Source organism: Saccharothrix algeriensis (assembly GCF_016907655.1).
GTDB classification, from domain to species: domain Bacteria; phylum Actinomycetota; class Actinomycetes; order Mycobacteriales; family Pseudonocardiaceae; genus Actinosynnema; species Actinosynnema algeriense.
Window position 1 is genome coordinate 3,033,249 of sequence record NZ_JAFBCL010000001.1, and the last position, 25,636, is coordinate 3,058,884.

A 25,636-nucleotide genomic window follows, 5' to 3' on the forward strand; every position below is an offset into this window, starting at 1 on the left:
TCGTTCGCCGCCACCGCGTCGAGGTACCCGATCGCGCCCACGGGACCGGGCACCCAGTCGACCACCGGGCGCGGTGCTCAGGACGCGCAGGTCTGGGTGGAGGTCCGCCGCACCAGGGACGGCGCGCTCGCCACCTCGTCGGCGACCTCCTGCGCGGTCAGCACGAAACCCGTCTCCTGGTCGTCCACGGCCGCGCCGAACACCACGCCCATCACCCGGCCCTGCGGGTCGACCAGCGGGCCGCCGGAGTTGCCGCTGCGCACCTTCGCCCGCACGGTGTAAACGTCCCGCGTGACGGTCGCCGCGTCGTAGATGTCCGGCCCGCGCAGCATCGGGATGCGCTCGCGCACGCGCGCCTCGGACGCCGTGTACGGGCCGTCCAGCGGGTACCCGAGCACGATCCCGTCCTCGCCCTGCTCGATCTCGTCGGTCCGGAACTCCAGCGGGGCCGCGCTCAGGTCCGGCACGGCCAGGATCGCGATGTCGGTCTGCGCGTCGTAGTGCACCACCGTCGCGTCGAACTGCCCGCGCCCGACCTCGACCGCCACCTCGGTGGTGCCGGCGACGACGTGCGCGTTGGTCATCACCCGCTCCGGCGAGATGACGAACCCGGTGCCCTCCAGCGCCCGCGAGCACGACGGCGCGCGCCCGCGCACCTTCAGCACCGACGGCCGCAGCTCCTGCACGACCGGGCTCGCCGACAGCGCCGGGTCGGGCGGCCCGACCTCCTTCAGCGGGGTCCGGTCGAACGGGTCGACCGCCGCCGGGAAGCCCGACACGTCGAACAGGTCCTGCAGCTCCTCCGACAGCGTCCGGGCGGCCTGCGGCATGGTGTCGTCGACCGTCGACAGGATCACCGACTGGTTGAGCGCCTTCGCCAGCGACGGCAGCCCCGCCACCACGGTCAGCGGCAGCGCGATCATCCACGCCACCACGAACACCACCGCGCCCTGCACGATCGCGCCCAGCGCGTTGTCCGCGCCGCGCAGCGGGCTGGAGTTCACCCGCGGCTTGATGATCCGCCCCACGTACACGCCCAGCGTCTCGCCGAGCGCCACCAGCAGGACGACGATCCCGACCGCGAACACGACCTTGGTCACGACGTTGTCGAACCGGGCGACCACCAGCGGCGCGAGCTGCGTGCCCAGCACCAGCCCGACCAGCACGCCCACGAACGCGGGCAGCGCGACGACCATGCCCTGCCGGGCGCCCGAGACCGCGGCGAAGGCGGCCAGCGCCAGCACCAGCAGGTCAACCCAGTTCACGCCGCCCAACCCTCCGCCGTCACGTAGCGCGCAACGCTAGCTCAAGGTCGCGCACGTCGGTGGTGTCCCACGGGCGCTCCCAACCGCCCAGCGCGAGCATCCGGTCGAGCAGGCCCGCGGTGAAGCCCCACACCAACATGCCAGGCGCGGAGAACGCGGGCCCGACGTAACCCGACGAGTGGGCCACCCGGAACCGGTTCGCCGGATCGGCCAGGTGCGAAACCGGGACCCTCGCCACGGCGGCGGTCTCGGCCGGGTCGACCGGCGCGACCGGCGACGGCGCGGCCCAGTGCGCGAGCACGGGCGTGACCAGGAACCGGGACACCGGCACGTACAGCTCGGGCAGCGCCGCCACCGGGCGGACGCCGGAGCGCACCACCCCGGTCTCCTCGAACGCCTCGCGCAGCGCCGTGTCCACCGGCCCGTCGTCGGTCGGGTCGGCCGCCCCGCCGGGGAACGCGACCTGGCCCGGGTGCGACCCGAGGGTGTCCGAGCGCCGCAGCAGCAGCACGTCCGGCCCGTCCGGGCCGTCGCCGAACAGCATCAGCACGGCCGCCCGCCGGCCCGAGCCGTCCGGCGGCGGCGTGATCCTGGTCAGCGCCCGGGCGTCGACCTCGGCGGCGGCCTTGACCAGCCCGGCCATCCACTCGGGGACGTCCTGCGGGCTCGCCAGGGCGGTCACCCGACCACCTCGCGCACCTGGTCGACGCTGGTCAGCACGATGGGATCGGTCACCTCGACCAGCGACCCGCCCCCGTCCACCACGTAGGTCACCGGCAGCCGCGGCGGCGTGCGCACCGCCCGGCGCACCGCGTCCTGCTCGCTGAACACCGCGGGCAGGCGGACGCCGAGCTTCGCCAGCAGCTCCAGCCCGTCCCCCTCCTTGCTCCCCACCAGCACCGTCAGCACGGGGACCGCGCCCGGCTGGGCGGCGTACTCGTCGAGCACGCGCAGCTCGTCGTGGCAGGGGAGGCACCAGGTCGCCCAGAAGTTCACCACCGCGCGGCCGGGCGGCAGCGAGCCCACGTCGACCTGCTCGCCGTCGCCGAGGCAGGTCGCGGACACCCCGCGCAGCACCTGCGGACCGCCCTCGCCGCGCGGGCACGCCCGCAGCGCGGCCCGCTCGCGCAGCAGCCCCAGGTCCTGCGGCGGCGGCCCCACCCGCTCGACCGCGCCCTCCTGCACCGCGTCCGGCGTGCGCGGCCAGAGGGCCACCGCCCCGGCGACGGCCAGCACCAGCACGACGACCGCCCAGCGCGCTCCCCGGCTCACGCCAGCCTCTCCCCCGCCCGCACGCGCTCGGCCAGCGCGATCAGGTGCGGCGCCTCCTCGCCCTTGACCAGCTTCTCGGCCTTCGCCGGGTCCACCTGGCCGATGCCGTAGGACGGGCACTGCGGCGCCAGCAGGCACGCGCCGCACGCCGGTGTGCGGGCGTGGCAGACGCGCCGGCCGTGGAAGATCGTGCGGTGCGACAGGAGCGTCCAGTCCTTGCGCTCGACCAGCTTGCCGACGGCGTGCTCGACCTTGACCGGGTCCTCCTCCGCGGTCCAGCCCCAGCGGCGGACCAGGCGGCCGAAGTGGGTGTCCACCGTGATGCCGGGCACGCCGAACGCGTCGCCGAGCACCACGTTCGCCGTCTTCCGCCCGACACCGGGCAGCGTGACCAGGTCCGCCTGCCGACCGGGCACCTCGCCGCCGAACCGCTCGACCAGCGCCGCGCCCAGGCCGATCAGCGAAGCGGCCTTGTTGCGGTAGAAGCCGGTGGAGTGGATCAGTTCCTCCAGCTCGGCGCGGTCGGCGGAGGCGTAGTCGGCGGCCTTGCGGTAGCGCCGGAACAGCGCCGGCGTGACCTGGTTGACCCGGACGTCCGTGGTCTGCGCGGACAGCACGACCGCGACCAGCAGCTCCAGCGGGTTCGCGAAGTCCAGTTCGCAGTGCGCGTCGGGGTACCCCAGCTGGAGGATCCGCACCATCCGCCGCGCCCGCCGGGTGAGGCCGAGCGGAGTCTCCGGCTTTTTCACCGTGCTGCGAGCCGCCATGCCACTTACGTTACTGCGTCTAATTGCCGCTGCTCCGCAGACTGTGTCATGGCCGCTGCTCCGCAGACGGCGGCGAGGTCGCTCGAAAGTCGGCGCGTTGCGCGCGAGCCTCGCGACGATCGAAAAGCGTGATCGTCACGAGGCTCGGGCACAACACACCGACGCGACCTCGCGGGGCGTCCTAAGTGGGCGTCAGGTGCGATCTTGGGTGGCGGAGGCGGGTCTGGGGTTGGGCCGAGCGGGAGGGAGTCGGGATGGGGTGGGTGGAGTCGGTTCGAGGGGGTTGACGCGGGTACTCACGGGACGGCGAGCAACCGGCGGGCGGGATGCGCGTCCCTCCATACAAGACGACTCCCGCACGCCGGTCGAGACCCCCTCGGATGCGCCACCCAAGGTGATGCGCAAGGATCGGAGCCATCATGACTGCCTGGTTCGTCATCGCCGTTCCGATCGTGATCATGTTCTTCGCGCTCTTCATGGAGCGCGTCGAAGCTCGTCTCCGCCACGTCGCCGTCCAGGAGGACGAGGTCGAGGAGTTCCTGGAGTCGGCGCGCCCCGACGAGGTCAGGGCGCTCTACGGGCACGGCATCGGCCGCGCGCTGGAGCTGTTCCGGTTGCGCAGGCTGGGCGGTCGTGCCAGGAACCTGCGTCAGCGGCGCGCCCGCCGCTAGCGGGGCAAGGAACCGGCGAGGCCCACGGGGGCAACCCGGCGGGCCTCATCGGGCTGTCCGGGGCTGGGTCGACGGCGCGCCGAAAGGCGATCCATCGCACAGCGCTTAGACTGCACTCAGTGATCGACGGCAAGGCGCTGATCCGCCAGAAGGCGGAACGCGCTCGACCAGCCGTCGCGTCTCGACAGGAGGGACGAGGTGGACGAGACCCTGGCCCGCGCGGGCATTTTCCAGGGGGTTGAACCGGCGGCAGCGGAGGCACTGGCGCAGACGCTGGAGTCCGTTGAATTCCCGCGCGGCCACGTGATCTTCGCGGAGGGCGAGCCGGGCGACCGGCTCTACATCATCCAGTCCGGCAAGGTGAAGATCGGTCGCAAGTCGCCGGACGGCCGCGAGAACCTGTTGGGGATCTTCGGGCCCTCCGACATGTTCGGCGAGCTGTCGATCTTCGACCCCGGGCCGCGCACGTCGACGGCGACCACGGTGACCGAGGTGCGCGCGGTGAGCATGGACCGCCCGGCCCTGCGGCAGTGGATCACCAACCGGCCGGAGATCGCGGAGCAGCTGCTCCGGGCGCTGGCGCGCAGGCTGCGCCGGACGAACTCCATGCTGGCGGACCTGATCTTCACCGACGTGCCCGGCCGCGTCGCCAAGGCGCTGTTGCAGCTCGCGCAGCGCTTCGGCAGCCAGGAGGCCGGCCTGCTGCGGGTCACGCACGACCTGACGCAGGAGGAGATCGCCCAGTTCGTGGGCGCTTCGCGGGAAACGGTGAACAAGGCCCTGGCCGACTTCGCCCACCGGGGCTGGCTGCGCCTGGAGGGCAAGAGCGTCCTGATCCTGGACCCGGAGCGCCTGGCCCGCCGAGCCCGCTGACCAACCCGCACAGCAATCCCGCACCCGCGAGGCTCATACCCCGCACCCGCGAGGTCGCGTCGGTGTGTTGTGCCCGAGCTTGCCTGCGATCACGCTTTTCGATCGCAGGCAAGCTCGCGCGCAACGCGCCGACTTTCGAGCGACCTCGCCGCCGTCTGCGAAGCAGCGGCCATGACACAGTCGCGTCGGTGTGTTGTGCCCGAGCTTGCCTGCGATCACGCTTTTCGATCGCAGGCAAGCTCGCGCGCAACGCGCCGACTTCCAGGCGACCGAGCCGCCGTCTGCGGAGCAGCGGCCATCCAACACAGCAGCGGCAATCCAACACAGCAGCGGCAATCCAACACAACAGCGGCAATCCAACACAACAACAAGGCCGGGCGCCGCCCCCGACGCGGCGCACCGGCCTTGTTGTTCGCGCAGCCCATCCCCCGACAGACCGCGCTTCTCCCACACCTCCGGCGCCTGCAGGCCCCGACCCTCGAGCGCCGGAAGGAGGTCTGGTTACCCCGTCTGACCTCGCGGGAAACGGGTCGGCGTGGTGCTTCCACCATCGCACGGCCCCTACCCCGCAACTCAAGCCCGTTCACCCTCAAGGACCTTCTGTGCAGCGCTTTCGCTGCCCGGTTTCACCCGGTCATCCCAATGTTGTGACCGAATCGCAACACCGGTTCCGGGTGATGGACGTCGCCGGCAAAGCACTGGTACGCCCGTACCAGTGCCCTGCATACTGGTACGCATGTCCCAGTCTGCCCGCCTCTCCGACTACCGCGCTGCCCTGACCACCCCCGGGATGCGCGGTCCGGTCGTCGCGTCCCTGCTCGCCCGGCTGCCGATCGCCATGGTCGGCCTCTCGCTGCTGCTCTACGTGCAGCGCGAGACGGGCTCGTTCGCGGCGGCCGGTCTGGTGTCGGCGTCGTCGCTGGTCGGCGTCGCGGTGGGTTCGATCGTGCAGGGCAGGCTGATGGACCGCCTCGGCCCGACCCGGCCGCTGCTCGTCGCGGTGTCGTCGTTCGCGCTGTTCGTCGCGCTCGCGGTGGCCGCCGTCGAGGCGCGCGCCGCGCTGCCGGTGCTGGTGCCGGTCGCGTTCGCGGTCGGCATCAGCGAGCCGATGGTCGGCTCCGCCTCCCGCGCGCTGTGGGCCCGGGTGCTGCCGCCCGGCTCGACCCGCCACGCCGGGTTCGCCTACGAGGCGATCAGCATGGAGGTCTTCTTCATCCTCGGCCCCGGCCTGGCCGGCCTGCTGGTCACCGCCCCGTGGGCGGGCACGGGCGTGGTGCTCGCCGCGGCCTCGATGGTCGTCGGCGCGCTGTGGTTCGCCCTGAACCCGACGGTCCGGGGCGTGCAGCCCGAGCAGACCCACCGCAACCTGCTGGGCGCGCTCGCGTCGCCCGGGATGCGCACGGTCGCGCTGGCCGCGCTCGGCTTCGGCGTGACGATCGGCTTCATCGAGGTCGCGGTGCCGGCCGCCGCCGCCGAGGCGGGCCACGTCGGCCTGGGCGGGCTGCTGCTGAGCCTGTGGTCGGTCAGCTCCGTGCTGTTCGGCGTGCTGTACGCGATGCGGCCGTTCCCCAAGGCCATGCACCTGCGCCTGCCGGTGCTGCTGGGCGGGTTCGCGCTGCTGTCGCTGCTGCTGGCGATCCCGACGACGCTGATCGGCCTGGGCGCGGCGCTGCTCGTGGTCGGCACCCTGATCACGCCGCAGTCCACCACCCACTCCGCCGCGATCGAGCAGGTCGCGCCCGCGGGCACGGCGACCGAGGCGTTCGGCTGGGTCGTCACGGCGGTGACCGTCGGCCTGGCGCTGGGCCAGTCGCTCAGCGGCCACCTGGTCGAGGCGCACGGCACGCCGACGGCGTTCGTGGCCGCCGCCGCGTCCGGCCTGGTGATCGCCGCGCTGGTCTGGGTGTTCCGCGGCACGGTCGCGGCCGGCGTGCCGCAGCCGCACCGGGACGAGGTCGCCCTGGTCTCCCGCTGACACGGGCGGTGCACGGCGGGTGCCTGAAGGTTCCCTGAACGTCCGAGCGCGGACCGCGCCAACGGGTGACGACTCGCGCCGTGCGCACCACACTGTCGTCACCATTCGCGCGGACGGGGTCCGCACCGCCCCGTCGCGGCCGGGCGGCAGCGCCGGGACGACCTCCCGGTGACGCCGCCCCACCCGCCGACCGGGCCCGAGAACCGCTGGAGGCGGACATCGACAGCACCGTGGTGGTGGAGGCGGACGCCCTGGCCTGGGCCGTGCGCCGGGCGACGCCGTGCTCAGGCCCGCACGGCTCCGTGACGCTCCGGGTCGAGGGCGGTGAGCTGCGGGTGCGCGGCAGCGGCCCGCGGGACGGGGAGTGCGAGGAGTCGGTCCGGGCGGTCGTCGGGGGCGACCGCATCACCAAGACGTTCCAGGCGGGGTACCTGGCGGACGCGCTGAAGGCGTTCAGCGGCCGGCAGGTGGAACTCCGCATCCAGGACGGCCTGCGCTCGACCGTCCTCACCGGCCGGCCCGGTGACGACGGCGTCGAGCTGAAGTACCTGGTGGCGCCGCTGCGCACGGTGGCCTGACCACCGCCGGCGGGCGACGCGACCGCACCGGCGCCCCGACCACCTCCGCAGGTCCGGGGCGCGCACCGGAGGACACGTGCCGACCGCCCGCGCCGGGACCGCTCCGCAGGTCCCCGACGCGGGCGTCGGCCCCGGGCGGGTCAGGGCTCGGCCAGGTAGTCCAGCTGCGCCCGCACGGACCACTCCGCCGCCGACCACAGCGCCGGGTCCACGTCCGCGTAGACCACCTCCACCACCTGCCGCGCCGAGGGCGACCCGCCCAGCTCCGCCACCGCCGCGCGCACCTGCTCCAACCGCTGTTCCCGGTGCGCCAGGTAGGTGCGGGCGACCGAGGCGGCGTCGGGCAGCTCCGGCCCGTGCCCCGGCAGCACCACCGTGCCCGGCGGCAGGCCGGCCAGGGCCTCCAGCGACCCCAGGTAGTCCCGCAGCCGGCCGTCGAGCACGGTGGTGCCGCGGCCGAGCACGGTGTCGCCGGTCAGCACCGCGTCCTCCACCAGGAAGCTCAGCGAGTCGTCGGTGTGCCCCGGCGTCGCGAGCACCCGGATCTCCAGCCCGCCCGCCACCACGACGTCCCCGCCGGCCAGGCCCTCCGACCCGAGCCGGAACCGCGGGTCGAGCGCCCGCACCGGCGCGCCGACCAGCGCGCCGAACTCCGCCGCGCCCTCCGAGTGGTCGTGGTGGCCGTGCGTCAGCAGCACGACGTCCACCGGCCCGGCCGCCGCCACCCGCTCCAGGTGCCCGCGGTCCAGCGGCCCGGGGTCGACCACCGCGCACGACGGCGACCCCGGCGCGCGGAGCAGCCAGGTGTTGGTGCCCTCCAGCGTCATCACCGAGGGGTTCTCCGCGAGCACCACCGACGCGAACGGCGTGACCTCGCGCAACCGCCCGTACGCCGGGCTCACGGCAGGACCACCCGGACCTCGTCGCCGTCCCGCACGACCTTCGGGATGATCTTGTCCACCACCCGCTCCGCCACCAGCACGTCCGCCACCCCCCGGAACCCGGCCAACTCCGACAACGCCACCCAGGTCGGCGGCATGAGCATCCGCCGGCCGTCCCGCCAGTCCGCGAGCGCCTGCGCGGGGGTCTGCCACACCGCGTCGGACGCCTCCGTGGTCCACCCGTCCGCCCGCTGGCCGCCCGGCAGCACGGCGACGAAGAAGCGCGTGTCGTACCGGCGGGGCTCCTCGGGCGGCGTCACCCAGTTCGCCCACGGCCGCAGCAGGTCCGCCCGCAGCACCAGCCCCCGGTCGGCGAGGAACCCCGCCAGCGACAGCTCCCGGGCCACCAGCGCCGCCCGCGCCGCGGTGAACGGCGCGGTGTCCGCCACCGCGGAGTCGGCGGACGGCCCGGCCAGCAGCACCCCGGACTCCTCGAACGTCTCCCGCACCGCCGCGCACACCAGCGCCCGCGCCAGCTCCGGCGAGCACGCGAACCGCTCGGCCCACCACTCCGGCGGCGGCCCGGCCCACGCGACGGACGCGTCGGCGTCGCGCGGGTCGACCCCGCCGCCGGGGAAGACCGTCATCCCGCCGGCGAACGCCATGCCCAGCACGCGGCGCTGGAGGAAGACCTCGACGCCCGCGTCGCCGTCGCGCAGCAGCATCACGGTCGCCGCGTCCCGCGGGGTCGCCGGGACGGCCGGGGCGACGTCGGGCACCAGGCCGGGCGGCAGGAGCAGTTCCTGGGGGAGTTCGCGCACGGTCCCGAGCCTACGACGAGGATCACCGCCCGTGGACACCGCGAAAAAGGGCTGCCTGGTCAACGTGATGATGTTCGTCGTCGGCGCGTTCGCGGCCACGGGGCTGACCACCGCCCTGGCGCTGATCGCCTTCCTGCCCCTCACCAGCACCGTCGGCTCCGACCCGGGCACGCCCGGGGTGTGGGTGAAGAAGTCCGAGGCCCTGGTCGGCGCGCCTGAGTACGAGGTGCTGCTCGGTTCGACCGAGGACTACGGGCACGTGGTCGGGATCCCGCGCGGCTGGGGCCACACCCCGCAGGTCGTCCGCCACCCGGACCGCGTCGAGCTGCGCTTCGACAACGGGGGGCTGATCTCCGTCCCCGCCTCGACGTACTCCGGTGGCCGCTGAAGGATGGACCCCGTGAAGATGGACCCCGTGGACGAACAGCTGCGCGTCGGGCTCGTCGGAGCCGGCCCGTGGGCCGGGAGGGTGCACGCGCCGAGCCTGGCCGACCACCCCGGCACCCGCCTGACCTCGGTCTGGGCCCGTCGGCCCGAGGCCGCCGCCGCCCTGGCCGAACCGCACGGCGCGCAAGTCGCCGCGGACCTGGACGAACTGCTGTCCGCGGTGGACGCCGTGGCGTTCGCCGTGCCGCCGGAGGTCCAGGCCGGGATCGCGACCAGGGCCGCGGGGCTGGGCAAGCACCTGATCCTGGAGAAGCCGATCGCGGCCGCGGTGGCGGAGGCCGAGCGCCTGGCGGAGGCCGTCGACCGGGCCGGCGTGGCGTCCCTGGTGGTGCTCACCAGGCGGTTCGCCCCGGAGACCGAGGAGCAGCTGCGCCAGCTGCGCGAGGTGGGCGGCTGGGTGGGCGGCGCCGCCCGCTGGCTGAACGGCGCGCTGCTGGGCGGCCCGTACGCCGACTCGCCCTGGCGGCACGACCGCGGCCCGCTGCACGACGTCGGCCCGCACGCGTTCGACCTGCTCGACGCGGCGCTGGGCCGCATCACCGACGTGATCGCCGCCCACCGCTCGGAGAGCGGCCTGTGGCAGCTGGTGCTGGCCCACGAGGGCGGCGCCACCAGCAGCGCCTCGCTGAGCATGGCGGTGCCGCTGAACCCGGGCGTCTCCGAGGTCAGCGTCTACGGCGACCACGGCTACCGCGTCCTCGCCGACCGCGGCACCACCGCCCAGCAGTGCTACACCAACCTGCTGGACGACTTCGTGGCCATGGTGGACAGCGGCACCACGACCCACCGCTGCGACGTCCACCGGGGCCTGCACCTGCAGCGGATCATCGACCAGGCCCAGCGCAAGGCGGAGTCCGCCGCCGCTCACCTCCGCGGCGCCCCGCCGGCGGAGTGAGTGAGGTCACACGGGAAAGCGCCGGTCGTCCCGTCGCGGTGGCGGAACGGCCGGCGCTCCCGGTCCCGGGCGGTCAGCCGGGGTACTTGCCGTTGTTCGGCTTGGGCACGCCGTTCACGAACTCGACGGGCCACGACTGCTGCTCGCGCTGGGCCAGCTCCTCGTGCAGCTGCTGGAGCAGCGCCCGCTCGCGGTCGCTGAGCTTGGCGTCCACGGTCGGCGACACGTGCACCGCCGACGGCGGCTGACCCTCCGCCAGCGCCGCCTGGAGGGCCGCCAGGTCGTCCGGGCGCAGCTCGGTCGTCACCTCGGACCGCGACAGCGGGGACTCCCCCGGCAGCGACGGCGGGAGCTCCTCGGACCGCGACGCCGGCTCCTCGGACCGCGGTGGCACCGGCTCCCCGGACCGCGGCGGCGTCGGCTCCTCGTCGGGCGGCAGCGCCGGCTCCTCGCTGAGCGACCGGGGCGGCTCCTCCACGAGGGACCGCGGCGGCTCGTCGGCGAGCGACCGGGGCTGCTCGTCGGCGGGCGCCTGGAACGACCCGTCGCCGGGCGGCCGGTGGGCCTCCACGTCGTGCGGGCCCCGGTGCGCGCCGTCGTGCGAGCGGTCGCCGCGGGAGCCGGCCGAGAGGTCGTCGCCCGGCCCGTCGTCCTGCGGGCGGTCCTCGTGCGGGGCGCCGTCGCGGAAGCGGTCGCGGCCGGCGCGGGCGCCGTTGGAGCGGTCGCCCGAACGGCCGCGCCGGGACTCGGGCGCCGACGGCTCCTCCGCCTGCTCCCGCACCGGCAACCGCTTCACCGGCTTGGGCGGGAAGGGCTGCGCCCCCTCGAACGGGTCGGACCGCGCGCGACGGGGCTCGGAGCCGGTTTCGGGGTGGTCCGCGGGCACCGGTTCCGGCTCGACCACCGGTGCCTCGTCCCGGACCTCGACCCCGTCGAACCAGGCCGGCCGGTCCGGCGGCGCGGTCGCCGCCGACGCCGTCCGGAAGAACACCTCGCGGGCCGTCGTCACCGCCGCCGCGTGGTACTCGCCCAGCGGCGTGCCGACCGTCAGCACCTCGACCACGGCCCGGATGCCGGCCTTCCGCAGCACCGTGTCGACCCGGTACGCGGTCGCGGGCGCGAAACCGGCCGGGCCGATGTCCACCAGCACCACGCGCTGCGGCAGCGGGCCGGGCGTCGCGCCGGCCGGGGTGGACCGCCACGTCGCCCGCACGGACCGGACGTCGGGCAGCACCGCGGCCGTCCTGCCCAGCACCTCGGCCAGCCCCTCGGCCGGGTCGGACTCGTCGGTGAACCGGTGGCGCGGCACGGGGACCGACTCGACGGCGAACAACCGGTCGGCCAGCGCCGGGTCGGACCGCACCTCGCCGAGCAGCCGGCCGATCTCGTGGCGCTCGTCCACCGACACCGGGACGCGCCCCGCCAGCAGGCAGCCGACCAGCAACTCGACCGCGCGGTCGAGTTCGGCCACCGCCAGCAGCTCCCGGGCCTGGGTCAGCGCGTCGTCGTCGACGCGTCCGGCCAACGCCAACAGGAGGTCGTGTAAACGGACGGGAAGTCCCACTCCGTCGTTCGTCACGCCTGCTCTCCTTCCGGCCCGCGCGGCAGCGACGAGCTCTACACGGGCACCAGGTGCCCGTCGGCCTCGGCCCCGGTGCACACCAGTTCCGACGCCGCCAACGCCGCCCGGTGGTAGGGCGGCAGGTCTCCCCCGGCGGGCAGGACCTCCACGCGGGGGTCGTGCTCGCCGAGCGCCCGCAGCACCCGCTGGAGCTCGCCCGCCAGGCGGGCGTGCCCGGACGTGGCCGTGACCAGGACGACCTTCCCGGCCCCGTCCCCGCCGTGCCGCCACGTGGTCCGGACTTCGCCGACTCCCGGGCGACCGCGCAGGGTCGCCCCCAGCACTGCGGTCGCGGAATCGCCCATCAACACCCGTTCGGGTGATTCCGGGGTGAATGTGTAACCGGGTTCGGGCTCCTCGTCCAGTCCCTTGACGGAACTGATCGCGGAAAGGTCGCCGCCGTGCGGCACCAGGCCGTCGGCCAGCAGGCGCTGCTCGTGGTCGGTCAACCCGATCCGGTCGTGCAGCAGGGTCCGGGGCAGCGCCCGCGCGAGCACCGCGATCGCGTCCGTGGCGGCCCAGTCGCGGAACCGCCACAGCACGTCGTCGGGCAGCCGGCCGGCCAGCCGCAGCAGCAGCTCGTGCAGGGTGTCGGACATCTCACTCCCCGATCTCGACGACCAGGTCCACCTCGACCGGCGCGCCCAGCGGCAGCTCCGCGACGCCGACCGCCGCGCGGGCGTGCCTGCCGGCCTCGCCGAAGACCTCGCCCAGCAGCTCGGAGGCGCCGTTGAGCACGGCGGGCTGCCCGGTGAACCCGTCGGCGGAGGCCACGTAGCCGGTGACCTTCACCACCCGCACGATCGCGTCGACGCCGACCAGCGCCTCGACCGCGGCCAGCGCGTTGAGCGCGCAGGTCCGCGCGTGCGCCTTGGCCTCCTCGGGGCTGACGTCCGCGCCGACCTTGCCGGTGGCGGCGAGCGCGCCCCCGACGAACGGCAGCTGGCCCGACGTGTAGACCAGCGACCCGGAGCGCACGGCCGGCACGTACGCGGCGACGGGGGCCGCGACGGCGGGCAGCTCGACGCCCAGCTCCGCCAGGCGGGACTTCCAGCTCATGCCTTCGGCCGCTTCAGGTAGGCGACGTGCTGCTCGCCGCTGGGGTTGGGCAGGACGGTGACGAGCTCCCAGCCGTCATCGCCCCACTGGTCCAGGATCGCCTTGGTGGCGTGGATCAGCAGCGGGACGGTGGCGTACTCCCACTTGGTCATGTCGCGCAGCCTAGCCGCACGAGGAAGGGGGGCACCCGACCGAGTACCCCCCTTGGTGTAGAGCGCGCGGACCGGCGGTCAGCGGCCCGCCTTCACCTCGGCGACGAACGCGCGGAACGCCCGCGCCGGGAAGACCAGCGTGCCGCCGTCGCGGTTCTTGGTGTCCCGCACACCGGTCGCGCTGCCCGTCACCGCCAGCTCGACGCACTGCGCGGCGGAAGCGCTGCGGCTGCTCTTGCGCCAGGTCTGCTCGTTCATCGGTCTCCTAGTGTGTCTCGAACGGCCTTGATGAACTCAAGGGATTCCGCTGGAGTCAGCGCGGAAGCCGCCGCGTCGCGCCAGATGCCGTCCAACGGCTCCACCTCCTCCTGCTCCTCCAGCATCGCAAGACCCGAGATTTCTTCGGTATAGGCCGCGCAGGGAGCGTCCTGCTCCGGGAAGTCCAGCAGCAACAGCAGCGCCGTCGGCTGGGGCCCGTACGCGCCGACGTCGAAGGGCAGGACCTGGACGGTCACGTTCGGCCGCTGGGCCGACTCGACCAGGTGGTCGAGCTGCCCGCGCATGACCTCGGGGCCGCCGACCACCCGCCGCAGCGCGGCCTCGTCGATCAGGGTGTGCAGCTCGAAGGGCTCCTCGCGGTCCAGCAGCTGCTGGCGCGTCAGGCGTTCGGCCGCGGCGGTCCGGTCCCAGCTGTCGCCGATGACCAACCGGTGCGAGGCGCGGGCGACCGCCTCGGCGTAGGCCGCGGTCTGGAGCATCCCCGGCACGTAGACGACGTCGAGCGTCCGCTCCCGGTGGGCCTCCAGCTCGTCCATCCGGAACCGCCGGTACTTGACCGGCAGGGCCGCCGCGTGCTCGATCGTCGCGTTGTCGACGTCCGCGACCTCCCACATCTGGAGCAGGAACGTCTTCTGCTCGGGCGCGGCGCCCAGCTCGTCCAGGATCACCGACACGGACGGCCACCGCGCCAGGTGTGTGCCCGCGAGCAACCGGGTGACCGTCGGCCGGGAGACCCGCGTCCGCCGGGCGATCTCCTCGGCCGTCAGCCCGGACTTCTCCTGGAGCTGCTTGATGAACCGCGCCAGCCTGCGCTTGCCGCGAGTAGTGCCATCCGCCATCCGACTCAACCTTCTCACTCTGCGTAGTGGTTCGTCGCGCGACATCACCCGACTGAACACCAAGGACGTGAACAGTACAGATGTTAGGGTCCTCACGTCGGTGGGGCAATCCGGGGACGGGGCGGGATGGATCGCGACGAGTTGGAGATGGCCGCGGGGGCCGGTCGGGCGCTGGACGAGTGCAAGCGGTTCATCGCGCGGGTGCTGGACGAGTCCGGTGGCCGGAGCACCACCGACTACACCGAGACCGTCGAGCAGTGGGCGCGCCGGCTGGGCGTGGTGCTGCTCGACGTGGGTTGGCAGGCCGTGCGGTGGGCCGAGGCGAGGGAGCGCGGCGTGGTCGAGGGCCGCGTCGAGACCAGGGAGGACGAGGACGGATGACCGGCATCGACGTGGCGCGGCACGCGCCCCGGCTGTTCGCGGTGGTGCAGCAGGACGACGAGGAGGACTGGATCGCCGCCTGGGGCATGGCGTTCGAGGACCGCGCCGAGGTCGCCTCGACCGCGGGGGACCTGAGGATGCTGACCACCAGCCCGGAGGGCGCGCTGCGCTACTTCGAGGAGGGCGAGGACGTCCGCACCAGCCTCGTCTGGGTGAACCCTGCCGAACCCGGCGCCCCGGCGCTACGTTGATCGCGTGGAGACGTGGCGGGTCGTCGCGACGGGCGCGTTCGTCCTCGGCGGGCTGGTGATGGTGCTCGTCGGGATGGCGCAGGCGCGCGACCGCAGGCACTCCCGGGCCGCCGACGTGTGGCGCGCGGGCCTGGTCGGGCTGGCGGCGGTGGGCGTCGTGGCCGTGCTCATCGCGTACCTGCTGCCGTCGGTGGCGGCCTGGGGCGTGGTCGCGGCGACGGCCATCGCGGTGGTCTTCGTCACCATGGCGGATTGACCGCGTCCAGCGGCTCTCAGCCGGGCGCGCCTAGGCTGACCTGGTGATGAACGGCTGGACCGACGAACTCACCCGCGCCCGGCTGCACGTGGTCACCGGCAAGGGCGGCACCGGCAAGACGACCGTGGCCGCCGCCCTCGCCCTCGCGCTGGCGACCGGCGGGCGGCGGGTGCTGCTGGTCGAGGTCGAGAACCGGCAGGGCATCGCGCAGCTGTTCGACCGCGCGCCGCTGCCGTACTCCGAGGAGCGCATCGCCTCCGCGCCCGGCGGCGGCGAGGTGCGCGCGCTGGCCGTCGACCCGGAGGCGGCGCTGCTGGAGTACCTGGACATGTTCTACAACCTGGGCTTCGCGGGCCGGACGCTGCGCCGGATGGGCGCGATCGAGTTCGCCACGACGCTCGCGCCCGGGCTGCGCGACGTGCTGCTCACCGGCAAGGTCAAGGAGTGCGTGCGGCGGGCGGGCCGGGCCGGGCGGCACGAGTACGACGCCGTGGTGCTCGACGCCCCGCCCACCGGCCGGGTGGTGCGGTTCTTGGACGTGACCCGGGCGATGGCGGACCTGGCGAAGGTCGGGCCGATCAAGGGCCAGAGCGAGGGCGTGGTGACGCTGCTGCACTCGGGCGACACGGCCGTGCACCTGGTCGCGCTGCTGGAGGAGATGCCGGTCCGCGAGACGCTGGACGCGGTCGCCGAGCTGGACGCCGCCGACCTGCGGCCCGGCGCGGTGTTCGTCAACCGGGTCCGGCCGCCCCGGCTGCCCGCCCGCTCGATCGCCTCCGCCGCGGCCGGGCGGGTCGACGCCGAGCGGCTGCGCGCCGGGCTGGCGTCCGCCGGGCTGGAGGTGGCCGACGAGGTGCTCGGCGGGCTGGTCGACCAGACCGTGGAGCACGCCGTCCGGGTCCGGATGGAGGAGCAGGCCAAGGACCTGCTGGCCGAGGCGGACCTGCCGACGCTGGAGCTGCCCGAGCTGACCGACGGGGTGGACGTGGCCGCGCTCTACGAGCTGGCCGAGGTGCTGGTCGGACGGGGTGTGCGATGAACCGCCTGGACGTGGACAACCTGCTGGACGACCCGGCCACCCGGGTGCTGGTGTGCTGCGGGTCGGGCGGCGTCGGCAAGACGACGACGGCCGCCGCGCTGGCCGTGCGGGCCGCCGAGCGGGGCCGCCGGGCCGTCGTGCTGACCATCGACCCCGCGCGCCGGCTGGCCCAGTCGCTGGGCCTGCGCGAGCTGGGCAACCACCCGCGCCGGGTCGAGGTCGACGGGTTCGAGCCCGCGGGCGAGCTGCACGCGATGATGCTGGACATGCGCCGCACGTTCGACGACATGGTGTGGCAGCACGCGGGCCGCGAGCGGGCGGAGCAGATCCTCCAGAACCCCTTCTACCAGACGATCTCCACGTCGTTCTCCGGCACGCAGGAGTACATGGCGATGGAGAAGCTGGGCCAGCTCGTCGCGCAGGGCGAGTGGGACCTGATCGTGGTGGACACCCCGCCGAGCCGCAGCGCGCTGGACTTCCTGGACGCGCCGCAGCGGCTGTCGACGGTGCTGGACGGCCGGCTGATCCGGATGCTGTCCGCGCCGGCGCGGGCGGGCGGGCGCGGCATCCGCAAGATCGTCGGCGCGGGCTTCGGCCTGTTCACCAAGGCCGTGTCGACCATCGTCGGCGGCCAGCTGCTCCAGGACGCCTCCACGTTCGTGCAGGCGTTCGACAGCATGTTCGGCGGCTTCCGGCAGCGCGCCCAGGCCACCTACGACCTGCTGCGCTCGCCCGGCACCGGGTTCCTGGTGGTCGCCGCGGCCGAGCCGGACGCGCTGCGCGAGGCCAGCTACTTCGTGGAGCGCCTGTCGGCGGAGGGCATGCCGATCAACGGACTGGTCGCCAACCGGACGCACCCGGTGCTGGCCCCCCTGCCCGCACCGGGCGCGCTGGCCGCGGCGGACCGGCTGGAGCGCTCCGGGGACGCCCCGCTGGCCGCCGCCGTGCTGCGGGTGCACGCGGACCGCGCGGCCGTCGCCGATCGGGAGAGGCGACTGCTCGCGCGGTTCACCCGCGCGCACCCCGACGTGCCCCTGGTCGGTGTGCCCGCGCTGCCGGCCGACGTGCACGACCTGGCCGGCCTGCACGAGATCGGCCGGCGGCTCGCGGGCGAGTGACTACCCGACCTTCTCCTCGTGGTGCTCCTGGCGCGCGGTGTCCAGGAGCTCGTGCCAGGACGTGACGTCGGGCCGCCGGCGCAGCAGCGCGCGCCGCTCCCGCTCGGTCATGCCGCCCCAGACGCCGAACTCGATCCGGTTGTCCAGTGCCTCGGCGAGGCACTCGGTGCGCACCGGGCAACCCAGGCACACCACCTTCGCCTTGCGCTGCTCCGCGCCCCGGACGAAGAGCTGGTCCGGCTCCTCATCACGGCACGAAGCCTTGATCCGCCAATCCCCCTGCTGCATAACCCCCACCTCGGTTCACACAGTGCCCAGACTCTTTTAAATCCGCCACACCCCTGCCGCGGATGCCGTAGGCTTCCCCACATCGAGTGGTCGTGCCGTCGGCTGCTGTCTTGGACAGTGACGGACTGTAGAGCCTTCCGGTTCCACCTCCAACCCTGGGTTGCGCACCTGTTACCTGTCTTGAGTACGAGTACTCATCCTGTGTAATGAAGGCTGCGCGAGTTCCGATGACCTGGTCAGAGGCGGCGTACGCTGACCTGTCATGCGAGCCAGGAACGGCGTGCTGAAACTGCTCGGCCTGTGTCTGCTAGCCGGCGTGTTGCTGGCAGGCATGATGTTCCCTGTCGCCGGCTCGCTGGGGCTGGTCTCCAACCGCGCCAGCGACACCGTGGACAGCATCTCGGCGGACCTGGTGACGACCGACCCCCCGTTGATCACCACGATCACGGACAAGGACGGCGCGCCGATCGCGTACCTGTACGACCAGTACCGGGTGCTGGTCCCGCCCGAGAAGATCTCCCCGGCGATGAAGGCGGCGCTGATCTCCGTCGAGGACCGGCGCTTCTACGAGCACCAGGGCGTGGACTGGCGCGGCACGATCCGCGCCGGGCTGACCAACCAGTTGGGCGGCTCGGTCACGCAGGGTGCCTCCACGCTCACGCAGCAATACGTGAAGAACTACCTCGTACACGTCGTCGCGCGGAATAACCGGGTCGAGCAGCAGAAGGCGCAAGAGCAGACAATCGCTCGCAAAGCACGGGAAGCGCGCATCTCCCTGCAACTGGAACGCAAACTCGGCAAGGAGGAGATCCTCGCCCGCTACCTCAACGTGGTGCCGTTCGGCTCGACGATCTACGGCATCTCGGCGGCGTCCCAGGCGTACTTCAACACCACGCCGGAAGCGCTGACCGTGCCGCAGGCGGCGATGCTCGCGGGCATGGTCAACAGCCCGTCGTCGCTCAACCCGGAGGCGTTCCCGGAGAAGGCGCTGGAGCGCCGCAACCAGGTGATCGACAAGATGGTCGAGAACGACAAGCTGTCCCGCGACGCCGCCGAGGCCGCCAAGAAGGAGCCGCTCGGCCTCGCGGACCCGGTGCGCACCCCGCCCAACGGCTGCGTCGGCGCGGGCCCGGAGCACGGCTTCTTCTGCTCGTACGCCGTGACCTACCTGGAGCGCAACGGGTTCAGCCTGGAGCAGCTGAAGAACGGCGGCTACACCGTCCGGACCACGTTGGACCGCGACATCACCCGCAAGGCCAAGGAGTCCGCCGAGGCGCAGGTCGCCAAGACCACCGACGGCATCGCGAACACGATGGCGGTCGTCCGGCCGGGCAAGGAGCGGCACGAGGTCGTGGCGCTGGTGGCCAACCGGGACTACGGCCTGAAGGCCGACGAGTTCCAGACCACCTACGACCTGCCGTCCGGTGTGGAGAACAAGTTCGGCGCGGGCAGCATCTACAAGGTGTTCACGGCCGCTGCGGCGCTGGAGAAGGGGATGGGCATCGAGAACACGATCGCCACGCCCAACTTCTACGAGTCGCGGGTGTTCAAGGGCGGCGGCGCGCGGTGCGGGTCGACCGGCGAGCAGGGCACCCGGTGGTACTGCCTGGGCAACCACGACGACACCTACCCGCCGCAGATGTCGCTGCAGACGGCGCTGCAGACCTCGCCCAACACCGGGTTCGTGATCCTGGAGGAGCAGCTGGGCATGGACCCGGTGGTGGACATGGCGTCGCGGCTGGGGATGCGGGAGACGATGGCGACCAACATCGCCGGCGTCCGCCCGGACCCGAAGGCGAAGGACAAGAACCTGCGCATGTCGCAGACCGAGTACTACAAGGCCAACGGCGGCAACGCCTCGTTCACCCTGAGCCCCGCGCCGGTCAGCACGCTGGAGCTGGCCAACGTCGCGGCGACCATCGTCAGCGGCGGCGTCTGGTGCCCGCCGTCGCCGGTCGCGGAGGTGCGCGACCGCAGCGGGCAGGTGGTGCCGGTCAACGAGGCGCCGTGCGAGCAGGTCGTGGCCGAGGGGCTCGCCAACGGCCTGGCCGTCGGCATGAGCAAGGACGACGAGGAGCGCGGCACCGCGGCGGCGGCGGCGAAGGAGTTCAAGTGGGAGCGGCCGATGATCGGCAAGACGGGCACCACCGAGGAGTACAAGTCGGCGGCGTTCATCGGGGCCACCATGGACTACGCGGCGTCGGTGCAGACCTTCAACGACGGGACGACCCCGCGCGGCATCTGCGTGAAGACCGGCGCGCCGCGGCTGTGCGGCGAGGGTGACATCTACGGCGGCACCGTGCCCGCGAAGACCTGGTTCGACACCATGGTGAAGGTCCACGAGGGGCTGCCCGTCCGCGACCTGCCGCCGGTGGACGAGCGCTACCTCCGCGGCGGCGAGGAGATCCAGGTCCCGGAGGTCGTCGGCAAGGACGTCGGCGAGGCCACGCACGTCCTGGAGGAGGCCGGCTACCGGGTCACCACGTCGAACCGCAACTCGGGGAAGCCGAAGGGGACCGTGGTCAGCCAGACGCCGCGCGGCAGCGCCCTGCACGGCACCATCGTGACGCTGATGGTCTCGACGGGCTACGTCCCGCCGCCGCAGCCGGCCGACACGACGACCGCGCCGCCGCCCGGCCTGCCCAGCGAGCCCGAGCAGCCCGGTGAGCAGCCGGAGCCCGGCCGGCCCACCGACCCGCCCAGGGTGACGATCCCCGTCCTGCCGACGGACCGCTGAGCCCGCCCGGGGCCGGGCCGGCTGCCGGGCGGTCCGGGCCGGTTCCGCCGGGGCGGTTCAGGCCAGCTTCGCCTTGACCGCCGCCGCGACCCGGCCGCCCTCGGCGCGACCGGCCACCCGCGCGTTGACGATCTTCATGACCTGGCCCATCTGCCGCTGGCCGGGCTGCTCGCCCAGCTGCTGCGCGACCTCGGCGACCGCCGCGGCCACCAGCTCGGCGAGCCCGGCGTCGTCGAGCTGGGCGGGCAGGTAAGCCTCCAGCACCGCGGACTCGGCCCGCTCCAGCTCGGCCTGCTCGGCGCGGCCGGCGCCCGCGAACGCCTCGGCCGCCTCGCGGCGCTTCTTCACCTCGCGGGTGATCACCTTCAGCACCTCGTCGTCGGTCAGCTCCCGCGCGGCCTTGCCGGAGACCTCCTCCGTGGTGATCGCGGCCAGCGCCATGCGCAGCGCGCCCGCCCGGACCGTCTCCCGGCCCTTGATCGCCGCCGTCAGGTCCGCCTGCAACCGCGCCTTCAGCTCCGCCATGAGGGCGAACGTTACCGGGCACCGCGCTGAGCCCCGAATCGGTCAACCCCCTACCCTCGGGTGCGTGAACACGTTCGGCCGCACCCTGCTCGCCACCACCGCCCTCGGCACGGCCGCGCTCGCCTACGCGGCGGGCGTCGAGCGCAGGCACTGGACGCTGCGCCAGGCCACCGTGCCGGTGCTCGCGCCCGGTTCCGCGCCGCTGCGCGTGCTGCACGTCTCGGACCTGCACATGCTGCCCGGGCAGAAGTCCAAGCAGCGGTGGGTCGCGGCGCTGGACGAGCTGGAACCGGACCTCGTCGTGAACACCGGCGACAACCTCGCGCACAAGCAGGCCGTGCCCGCGGTGGTCCGGGCACTGGGGCCCCTGCTGGACCGGCCGGGCGTGTTCGTGTTCGGCAGCAACGACTACTACGCGCCCCGGCCGAAGAACCCGGCCCGCTACCTGCTGCCGTCGGCGAAGACCAAGCGCATCCACGGCATCCCGCTGCCGTGGCGGGACCTGCGGGCGGCGATGGTCGAGCGCGGGTGGCTCGACCTGACCCACGTGCGCCGGGCGTTCACGGTGGCGGGCCAGGAGGTCTTCGCGGCCGGCCTGGACGACCCGCACCTCAAGCGCGACCGCTACGAGGACATCGCGGGCCCGGTGCCGTCGGCGGCCCTGCGGTTGGGCGTCACGCACTCCCCGGAACCCCGCGTCCTGGACCCGTTCGCGGCCGACGGCTACGACCTCGTCCTGGCCGGCCACACCCACGGCGGCCAGCTCCGCGTGCCCGGCTACGGCGCCCTGGTGACGAACTGCGACCTGGACCGCTCCCGCGCCCGCGGGGTGTCCCGCTGGGGGTCGCACACGTGGCTGAACGTCTCCGCCGGCCTGGGCACCTCGCCCTACGCGCCGGTCCGCTTCGCGTGCCCGCCGGAGGCGAGCCTGCTCACCCTCGTGCCGCGGCCCGTCGACGCAGGTCAGGGCGCTTCGGACGCGGAAAGGGGCACCCGGTTCGGAGTGGGCGGGAACGTCAGGTAGAGTTCTCCTCGTTCCACCGCAAGACGGGGTGTGGCGCAGTTTGGTAGCGCGCTTCGTTCGGGACGAAGAGGTCGCAGGTTCAAATCCTGTCACCCCGACACAGGTCAGGGCCTGTCCGAGAAGGTTTCGGGCAGGCCCTGAGTCGTCTGTACAGCAGCGAAGTACAGCAGCTAGCCGGCCAGACTGTCGTTGAGCTTCTGCAGCGCCTGGCGGGCGACGTCTGTCGACACCTGGGTGTAGATCTCCATCGTCACGTCCATCTGGGCGTGCCTCAGGATCTTCATGATCACCCGAGGGTGCACGTCCAGCTCGACGAGCAACGACCCGCAGCTCCGCCGACCGTCGTGCACGGTGATCTTCGGCACGCCGGCCTTCCGACACCGGGCGTCCCAAGCCCGGTTGAAGTTCCGCGGCTCGATCGGGCCGCCGAACCGAGTCCCGAACAACAGGCCGGTCTCCTGCCACACCTCACCGGCTCGCGACCTGTCGCGCTTGCGCCGTTCCTTGCGCGCCCTGAGCGCGTCCACGGCCATCGAGGGCAGCGGAAGGGTGTCGTCGGATGCCTCGGTCTTCGTCTCGCGGTGCAGGAGCCTCCTGCCGACGCGTTGGAGCTGCCTGTTGATGTCGAGCTGTCCCAGCTCGAAGTCGGGGGCGCCCACCGGCACGCCCAGCGCCTCTCCCTTGCGCATGGCCATCAGCACGACCAGGACGTAGGCAGCGTAGAGCGGATCATCGTCCGCCTTCGCCGAGGCGAGGAACGCCTTCGCCTGTTCATTCGTCCACCGCTGCCGCTTGCGCCCACGTCCCCGTTTCTCCAGTTTCGGGATCTTTATCAATGAGGCAACGTTTCGACCGACCAGCTCTTCCCGCATGGCCTGGGAAAGCGCGTTGCGCAGGCACCCCCGGATGTCGGACAGTGTCCGCATACTGAGCAACTGCCCACAGCACTCCCCCACCGCGCAACAACGCTGCTTCCTCTTATCCCGAGCCGCATCTTTACCCTGTGCGCAACACTGGCACGTAACGGCTATCTTGTTCATCCACTGTTGCGCTTTCACCACCGTCAGCTTGGGAAGGGTCACTTCTCCCAGATGCGGCAGGATGTGCAGCCGGATGAACGTCTCGTTCGTCGCGTACGTGAGTGGAGCCGAGTTCGGCTTGACCACGTCAGCGAGCCAGCGGAGCAGGAACGGCCCCAGCTTGGGCGTCTTCGTCGCCACCGGCCCGTTTGCCGCGACGCCCATGAGCTTGACCCACTTGGCATGGACATCGTCCCTCGTCTTCCCGTAGACGTACTTCCGAGTCCTCTTGCCCTCGGGCGTCACGACCCAGGCGTACGCGGCATAGCCGTTCTTGTAGGGATAGATGGACCCTTCGCCGTTCTCACGCGATTTCCCGCCCATATCAGGCCGCCTCTCCCTCAACTCGCCGCTTCACGTAGGCGTCCACCCACTCCGGCAGAATGCGACGGTTCCCGCCGTCCTTGATTGATCGGATCTCACCGGAGGCAACGAGCATCTTGGTTTTGGACAGGCCGTAACCGAGCATCTTCGCCACTTCGGCGACCGTGTGCCACTTGGGTGTTATAGGCACAGTCATATTGTTACCTCCTCCGTGTACTTTCGCTGACGTTGTGAACGGAGCCGTTCGGCAATTCCGGCCGCTAGTTCACGTTCCGCGTCGTTGGCGTGGCCCGACCCCGAGTAGGCCCAGTCGTTGACGACGATCACGTCCTCGGCCTGGAGGTCGAGGCGTTCGAGGACTTCGGCCGCGCGGAAGGCCCGCCGGTCGTCCCGGATGCGCTTGAACGTGGTGCTGTAGTGCTTGGACTTGGTCAGGAAGTGACCCCGGAAGCCGAGCATGTGCGCCCACTTGCGCAGGTTCAGATCGGCGTAGAAGCCCAGTTCACCAAGGTTCCACGCGGTTTGGATCATGCGTCGGTGGTGAGCCGGGACCCGCAGGTGGTCGATGTCGAGCTGCGACCGGATCGGCCGGTCGGGGGTGTCCCGCGCCCCGGTGCCCTTCGTGGCGTACTTGGCCACATACGCGGCCAGCCGGGTATCGCTGACCGCGCCACCCAGGTCTTCCACTTCTCCGGCAATCCCCGCACGGATGGGGCGTACGTCGACCTGTTCGCCCCAGACCAGGTCCAGCACGGTCCCATCCGGGCGGAACGACCGGACCAGCACCGACCGCGCTGCGACCCGCACCGCCTGGTCCACCAACTCGACGGTCGCCCAGGCCGGTGCGGGATCGGCCGATCCTTCGGGTCCGTCGAGACGGACGACGGCGTGGAAGTGCACCAGGCCGCGTCGCTGGTACTCGGCGACCTTGGCGTACGAGACCCGCGCGTGGTCCTTGAACTCGCTCACCGTCAGCCCCGCGCTGCGGGCGATCACACGCCGCAGGGCGATGGTGAACCGGTGCCACAGCTTGCCCGCGTGCGCCTGCCAGAGCACCGCGGCTTCGTAGTCGTAACCCTCTGCGTCGACCGCGCTCCCGAGTCGTGGATCGTCAACGTGGTGGAACCCGCCGCAACCGGTGCACGGCCGCGCCTTGCCGGATCGGGCGGTAGGCCGGTTGTGGACCGCACCGAACGATGGAGCGGTCAAGGTCGCGAACACCCGCGGTTTCTCGGCGACCGCGGGCGTTACGCCCTTGCTGCCGCCGGCCAGTCCAGCGCGCATGAGGTGGAAAGCATCGGCCGCGTACCGGTCCGAGCAGGCCGGGCACACCGAGGCCCGCCGGTTGCCGCAAGGCGCCAACACGTCCCCGCCGAAGTGGGCCAGGACGCTTGTGCCGTCGCAGGTGCGGAGTTGCCAGCTCCCGCGCAGGTGGATCGGCGCGGCACAGCCGCCTGTAGCGGTGACCTTGTCGCGCCAGTCCTGGTAGTCCGCACGACGGACCTTGCCGGTGATGCGTTGTTCGAGTGTCAGAACCAAGTTGTCCCCCTCCAGTAGTGGCGCGGGCATCGGGCCAATCGGCTTCTCCGGCCATGACCGCGCTCAGAAACCCAGACGTGTCAAGGAAAATTTCAGGACAAGGCATCGTGTCCACTGTGGAGTTAACAAAGATCAATCACCCACGGGCCGACGAGGTGACAGACCCGAAGGGACGCCCTTCTAACCCTATCAGTATAACTAGTAGAGCTAGAGGTACAACTAGACCAAACGAGTGAGTATCAGTAGTACTAGCTTTGCCACTACAGTTCAGTCATGGCGCTAGACACGACGGACCCCAGACCCGCCTACCAGCAGATCGCCGATGACCTGCGCCGTCACATCGCATCCGGCGAAGTCCAAGTCGGGGACAAGCTCCCTTCGCTCGCCGAGTTGCAGACCAGGTATGGCCGCGCCCTGATGACGCTTCAGAAGGCCCTCGACGTGCTGCGCGGTGAAGGTTTGGTGATCTCCCGCCAGGGCGAGGGGACGATCATCGTCAGGAAGCCCGATGCCCCAGCGGAAGAGGATGCCCCCTCACCGCAGGAGCTTCGGAAGTTGTTCGAGCGCATCAACAGCGCCCTGGACGACCTTGGCCGGCGAGTGTCCGCCGTCGAGGCCGAACTCTTCGGCTCCACCGCGAAGGACCCTGACCCGAAGGTAACCGATAGCTGACGTCGTCC

31 protein-coding genes and 1 tRNA gene are annotated in these 25,636 nt (G+C 72.4%); 15 read left to right on the forward strand and 17 right to left on the reverse strand.

Annotated elements, in window-relative coordinates; all coding sequences use genetic code 11:
• Positions 1–77 precede the first annotated feature (77 nt).
• From JOE68_RS13665 to nth, 4 genes are read right to left on the reverse strand one after another with little or no spacing between them, the layout of a single operon-like run.
• Positions 78–1,265: a MarP family serine protease gene (locus JOE68_RS13665; RefSeq protein WP_204842725.1), complete on the reverse strand. Its 1,188-nt coding sequence runs from the start codon at positions 1,263–1,265 to the stop codon at positions 78–80.
• A 19-nt stretch (positions 1,266–1,284) separates the two neighbouring features.
• A complete protein-coding gene (locus JOE68_RS13670; protein WP_204846089.1) occupies positions 1,285–1,908 on the reverse strand; it encodes an NUDIX hydrolase in 624 nt (207 codons plus the stop codon).
• A gap of 35 nt (positions 1,909–1,943) precedes the next feature.
• Complete coding sequence (locus JOE68_RS13675) at positions 1,944–2,537, reverse strand: TlpA family protein disulfide reductase (RefSeq protein ID WP_204842726.1); 594 nt, start codon at positions 2,535–2,537, stop codon at positions 1,944–1,946.
• A complete protein-coding gene (nth, locus tag JOE68_RS13680) occupies positions 2,534–3,304 on the reverse strand; it encodes an endonuclease III (RefSeq protein ID WP_204842727.1) in 771 nt (256 codons plus the stop codon). Before nth ends, JOE68_RS13675 begins: the two co-directional genes overlap by 4 nt.
• Positions 3,305–3,723: 419 nt before the next feature.
• On the opposite strand from nth, the gene JOE68_RS13685 reads away from it, so the two are divergent.
• The 4 genes from JOE68_RS13685 (at position 3,724) to JOE68_RS13700 (ending at position 7,401) form a co-directional block, all read left to right on the forward strand.
• Complete coding sequence (locus JOE68_RS13685) at positions 3,724–3,975, forward strand: hypothetical protein (RefSeq protein WP_204842728.1); 252 nt, start codon at positions 3,724–3,726, stop codon at positions 3,973–3,975.
• 198 nt (positions 3,976–4,173) lie between these two features.
• Positions 4,174–4,848, forward strand: a complete 675-nt coding sequence (locus JOE68_RS13690; protein WP_015097742.1) for a Crp/Fnr family transcriptional regulator — start codon at positions 4,174–4,176, stop codon at positions 4,846–4,848.
• Positions 4,849–5,584: 736 nt separating this feature from the next.
• On the forward strand, positions 5,585–6,823 hold the full coding sequence (locus JOE68_RS13695) for an MFS transporter (protein ID WP_204842729.1): 1,239 nt from the start codon (positions 5,585–5,587) through the stop codon (positions 6,821–6,823).
• A gap of 230 nt (positions 6,824–7,053) precedes the next feature.
• Positions 7,054–7,401 carry a hypothetical protein gene (locus tag JOE68_RS13700; protein WP_204842730.1) on the forward strand — a complete coding sequence of 116 codons (348 nt, stop codon included), beginning with the start codon at positions 7,054–7,056 and terminating at the stop codon, positions 7,399–7,401.
• 140 nt (positions 7,402–7,541) lie between these two features.
• On the opposite strand, the gene JOE68_RS13705 is transcribed toward JOE68_RS13700, so the two are convergent.
• On the reverse strand, positions 7,542–8,303 hold the full coding sequence (locus JOE68_RS13705) for an MBL fold metallo-hydrolase (RefSeq protein ID WP_204842731.1): 762 nt from the start codon (positions 8,301–8,303) through the stop codon (positions 7,542–7,544).
• Positions 8,300–9,103 (reverse strand): NUDIX hydrolase, encoded by an 804-nt coding sequence (locus tag JOE68_RS13710; protein WP_204842732.1) that lies wholly within the window; start codon positions 9,101–9,103, stop codon positions 8,300–8,302. The genes JOE68_RS13705 and JOE68_RS13710 overlap by 4 nt, the downstream gene beginning before the upstream one ends.
• Before the next feature lie 31 nt (positions 9,104–9,134).
• Here JOE68_RS13710 and JOE68_RS13715 point away from each other — a divergent pair, with 31 nt between their 5' ends.
• A complete protein-coding gene (locus JOE68_RS13715) occupies positions 9,135–9,491 on the forward strand; it encodes a hypothetical protein (protein WP_204842733.1) in 357 nt (118 codons plus the stop codon).
• A gap of 18 nt (positions 9,492–9,509) precedes the next feature.
• Positions 9,510–10,445 carry a Gfo/Idh/MocA family protein gene (locus JOE68_RS13720; protein ID WP_204846090.1) on the forward strand — a complete coding sequence of 312 codons (936 nt, stop codon included), beginning with the start codon at positions 9,510–9,512 and terminating at the stop codon, positions 10,443–10,445.
• A 73-nt stretch (positions 10,446–10,518) separates the two neighbouring features.
• Here JOE68_RS13720 and JOE68_RS13725 read toward each other — a convergent pair whose 3' ends face one another.
• From JOE68_RS13725 to JOE68_RS13750, 6 genes are all read right to left on the reverse strand, one after another.
• A complete protein-coding gene (locus JOE68_RS13725; protein ID WP_204846397.1) occupies positions 10,519–12,024 on the reverse strand; it encodes a hypothetical protein in 1,506 nt (501 codons plus the stop codon).
• 38 nt (positions 12,025–12,062) lie between these two features.
• On the reverse strand, positions 12,063–12,665 hold the full coding sequence (locus JOE68_RS13730; protein WP_204842734.1) for a hypothetical protein: 603 nt from the start codon (positions 12,663–12,665) through the stop codon (positions 12,063–12,065).
• 1 nt (position 12,666) lies between these two features.
• Entirely contained in the window at positions 12,667–13,125 is a 459-nt protein-coding gene (locus JOE68_RS13735) for a RidA family protein (RefSeq protein ID WP_204842735.1), read from the reverse strand.
• Positions 13,122–13,277, reverse strand: coding sequence for a Sp36 family protein (gene sp36 / locus JOE68_RS13740; RefSeq protein ID WP_204842736.1), 156 nt, complete (start codon positions 13,275–13,277; stop codon positions 13,122–13,124). Before sp36 ends, JOE68_RS13735 begins: the two co-directional genes overlap by 4 nt.
• A 78-nt stretch (positions 13,278–13,355) precedes the next feature.
• Positions 13,356–13,535, reverse strand: a complete 180-nt coding sequence (locus JOE68_RS13745) for a DUF397 domain-containing protein (protein ID WP_204842737.1) — start codon at positions 13,533–13,535, stop codon at positions 13,356–13,358.
• Positions 13,532–14,395: a helix-turn-helix domain-containing protein gene (locus JOE68_RS13750; RefSeq protein WP_204842738.1), complete on the reverse strand. Its 864-nt coding sequence runs from the start codon at positions 14,393–14,395 to the stop codon at positions 13,532–13,534. Before JOE68_RS13750 ends, JOE68_RS13745 begins: the two co-directional genes overlap by 4 nt.
• Positions 14,396–14,521: 126 nt before the next feature.
• Between JOE68_RS13750 and JOE68_RS13755 the strand changes: the two genes are divergently transcribed.
• The 5 genes from JOE68_RS13755 to bagB are packed head-to-tail and all read left to right on the forward strand — an operon-like array spanning position 14,522 to position 17,440.
• On the forward strand, positions 14,522–14,776 hold the full coding sequence (locus JOE68_RS13755) for a hypothetical protein (protein WP_204842739.1): 255 nt from the start codon (positions 14,522–14,524) through the stop codon (positions 14,774–14,776).
• On the forward strand, positions 14,773–15,027 hold the full coding sequence (locus JOE68_RS13760; RefSeq protein ID WP_204842740.1) for a hypothetical protein: 255 nt from the start codon (positions 14,773–14,775) through the stop codon (positions 15,025–15,027). The genes JOE68_RS13755 and JOE68_RS13760 overlap by 4 nt, the downstream gene beginning before the upstream one ends.
• 4 nt (positions 15,028–15,031) lie before the next feature.
• Complete coding sequence (locus JOE68_RS13765) at positions 15,032–15,283, forward strand: hypothetical protein (protein WP_204842741.1); 252 nt, start codon at positions 15,032–15,034, stop codon at positions 15,281–15,283.
• Between the two features lie 46 nt (positions 15,284–15,329).
• Positions 15,330–16,322: an ATPase BagA gene (gene bagA / locus JOE68_RS13770; protein WP_204846091.1), complete on the forward strand. Its 993-nt coding sequence runs from the start codon at positions 15,330–15,332 to the stop codon at positions 16,320–16,322.
• A complete protein-coding gene (gene bagB / locus JOE68_RS13775; protein WP_204842742.1) occupies positions 16,319–17,440 on the forward strand; it encodes an ATPase BagB in 1,122 nt (373 codons plus the stop codon). The genes bagA and bagB overlap by 4 nt, the downstream gene beginning before the upstream one ends.
• Here the strand turns inward: bagB and JOE68_RS13780 are convergent, their stop codons facing one another.
• A complete protein-coding gene (locus JOE68_RS13780) occupies positions 17,441–17,728 on the reverse strand; it encodes a WhiB family transcriptional regulator (protein ID WP_204842743.1) in 288 nt (95 codons plus the stop codon).
• 262 nt (positions 17,729–17,990) lie between these two features.
• Here JOE68_RS13780 and JOE68_RS13785 point away from each other — a divergent pair, with 262 nt between their 5' ends.
• On the forward strand, positions 17,991–20,465 hold the full coding sequence (locus JOE68_RS13785) for a transglycosylase domain-containing protein (protein ID WP_204842744.1): 2,475 nt from the start codon (positions 17,991–17,993) through the stop codon (positions 20,463–20,465).
• Positions 20,466–20,522: 57 nt separating this feature from the next.
• Here the strand turns inward: JOE68_RS13785 and JOE68_RS13790 are convergent, their stop codons facing one another.
• Positions 20,523–20,990 (reverse strand): GatB/YqeY domain-containing protein, encoded by a 468-nt coding sequence (locus tag JOE68_RS13790; RefSeq protein WP_204842745.1) that lies wholly within the window; start codon positions 20,988–20,990, stop codon positions 20,523–20,525.
• A gap of 64 nt (positions 20,991–21,054) precedes the next feature.
• On the opposite strand from JOE68_RS13790, the gene JOE68_RS13795 reads away from it, so the two are divergent.
• Positions 21,055–22,014, forward strand: coding sequence for a metallophosphoesterase (locus JOE68_RS13795; RefSeq protein WP_204842746.1), 960 nt, complete (start codon positions 21,055–21,057; stop codon positions 22,012–22,014).
• Between the two features lie 24 nt (positions 22,015–22,038).
• A tRNA-Pro gene (locus JOE68_RS13800) sits at positions 22,039–22,112 on the forward strand.
• 72 nt (positions 22,113–22,184) lie between these two features.
• Here JOE68_RS13800 and JOE68_RS13805 read toward each other — a convergent pair.
• Genes JOE68_RS13805 through JOE68_RS13815 form a run of 3 tightly spaced genes read right to left on the reverse strand, consistent with a single transcriptional unit; the run spans position 22,185 to position 24,956 of the window.
• The gene (locus JOE68_RS13805) at positions 22,185–23,417 is read right to left on the reverse strand and encodes a tyrosine-type recombinase/integrase (protein WP_204842747.1); all 1,233 of its coding nucleotides are present in this window, start codon (positions 23,415–23,417) and stop codon (positions 22,185–22,187) included.
• 1 nt (position 23,418) lies between these two features.
• Positions 23,419–23,571, reverse strand: coding sequence for an excisionase family DNA-binding protein (locus tag JOE68_RS13810; protein WP_307819675.1), 153 nt, complete (start codon positions 23,569–23,571; stop codon positions 23,419–23,421).
• Positions 23,572–23,609: 38 nt separating this feature from the next.
• Positions 23,610–24,956, reverse strand: a complete 1,347-nt coding sequence (locus tag JOE68_RS13815) for a replication initiator (protein WP_204842749.1) — start codon at positions 24,954–24,956, stop codon at positions 23,610–23,612.
• Between the two features lie 273 nt (positions 24,957–25,229).
• Between JOE68_RS13815 and JOE68_RS13820 the strand changes: the two genes are divergently transcribed.
• The gene (locus JOE68_RS13820; RefSeq protein ID WP_204842750.1) at positions 25,230–25,628 is read left to right on the forward strand and encodes a GntR family transcriptional regulator; all 399 of its coding nucleotides are present in this window, start codon (positions 25,230–25,232) and stop codon (positions 25,626–25,628) included.
• The last annotated feature ends 8 nt before the right edge of the window (positions 25,629–25,636 follow it).

Bases quoted from the DNA above. Each gene is read 5' to 3' on its own strand.
- JOE68_RS13780 (WP_204842743.1), bottom strand. From the start codon at position 17,728: ATGCAGCAGGGGGATTGGCGGATCAAGGCTTCGTGCCGTGATGAGGAG.
- JOE68_RS13790 (WP_204842745.1), bottom strand. From the start codon at position 20,990: ATGGCGGAGCTGAAGGCGCGGTTGCAGGCGGACCTGACGGCGGCGATC.
- JOE68_RS13720 (WP_204846090.1), top strand. From the start codon at position 9,510: ATGGACCCCGTGGACGAACAGCTGCGCGTCGGGCTCGTCGGAGCCGGC.
- JOE68_RS13785 (WP_204842744.1), top strand. From the start codon at position 17,991: ATGCGAGCCAGGAACGGCGTGCTGAAACTGCTCGGCCTGTGTCTGCTA.
- JOE68_RS13760 (WP_204842740.1), top strand. From the start codon at position 14,773: ATGACCGGCATCGACGTGGCGCGGCACGCGCCCCGGCTGTTCGCGGTG.
- bagB (WP_204842742.1), top strand. From the start codon at position 16,319: ATGAACCGCCTGGACGTGGACAACCTGCTGGACGACCCGGCCACCCGG.
- sp36 (WP_204842736.1), bottom strand. From the start codon at position 13,277: ATGACCAAGTGGGAGTACGCCACCGTCCCGCTGCTGATCCACGCCACC.
- bagA (WP_204846091.1), top strand. From the start codon at position 15,330: ATGAACGGCTGGACCGACGAACTCACCCGCGCCCGGCTGCACGTGGTC.
- JOE68_RS13745 (WP_204842737.1), bottom strand. From the start codon at position 13,535: ATGAACGAGCAGACCTGGCGCAAGAGCAGCCGCAGCGCTTCCGCCGCG.
- JOE68_RS13755 (WP_204842739.1), top strand. From the start codon at position 14,522: ATGGATCGCGACGAGTTGGAGATGGCCGCGGGGGCCGGTCGGGCGCTG.
- JOE68_RS13750 (WP_204842738.1), bottom strand. From the start codon at position 14,395: ATGGCGGATGGCACTACTCGCGGCAAGCGCAGGCTGGCGCGGTTCATC.
- JOE68_RS13820 (WP_204842750.1), top strand. From the start codon at position 25,230: ATGGCGCTAGACACGACGGACCCCAGACCCGCCTACCAGCAGATCGCC.
- JOE68_RS13695 (WP_204842729.1), top strand. From the start codon at position 5,585: ATGTCCCAGTCTGCCCGCCTCTCCGACTACCGCGCTGCCCTGACCACC.
- JOE68_RS13685 (WP_204842728.1), top strand. From the start codon at position 3,724: ATGACTGCCTGGTTCGTCATCGCCGTTCCGATCGTGATCATGTTCTTC.
- JOE68_RS13670 (WP_204846089.1), bottom strand. From the start codon at position 1,908: ATGGCCGGGCTGGTCAAGGCCGCCGCCGAGGTCGACGCCCGGGCGCTG.
- nth (WP_204842727.1), bottom strand. From the start codon at position 3,304: ATGGCGGCTCGCAGCACGGTGAAAAAGCCGGAGACTCCGCTCGGCCTC.
- JOE68_RS13735 (WP_204842735.1), bottom strand. From the start codon at position 13,125: ATGAGCTGGAAGTCCCGCCTGGCGGAGCTGGGCGTCGAGCTGCCCGCC.
- JOE68_RS13805 (WP_204842747.1), bottom strand. From the start codon at position 23,417: ATGGGCGGGAAATCGCGTGAGAACGGCGAAGGGTCCATCTATCCCTAC.
- JOE68_RS13730 (WP_204842734.1), bottom strand. From the start codon at position 12,665: ATGTCCGACACCCTGCACGAGCTGCTGCTGCGGCTGGCCGGCCGGCTG.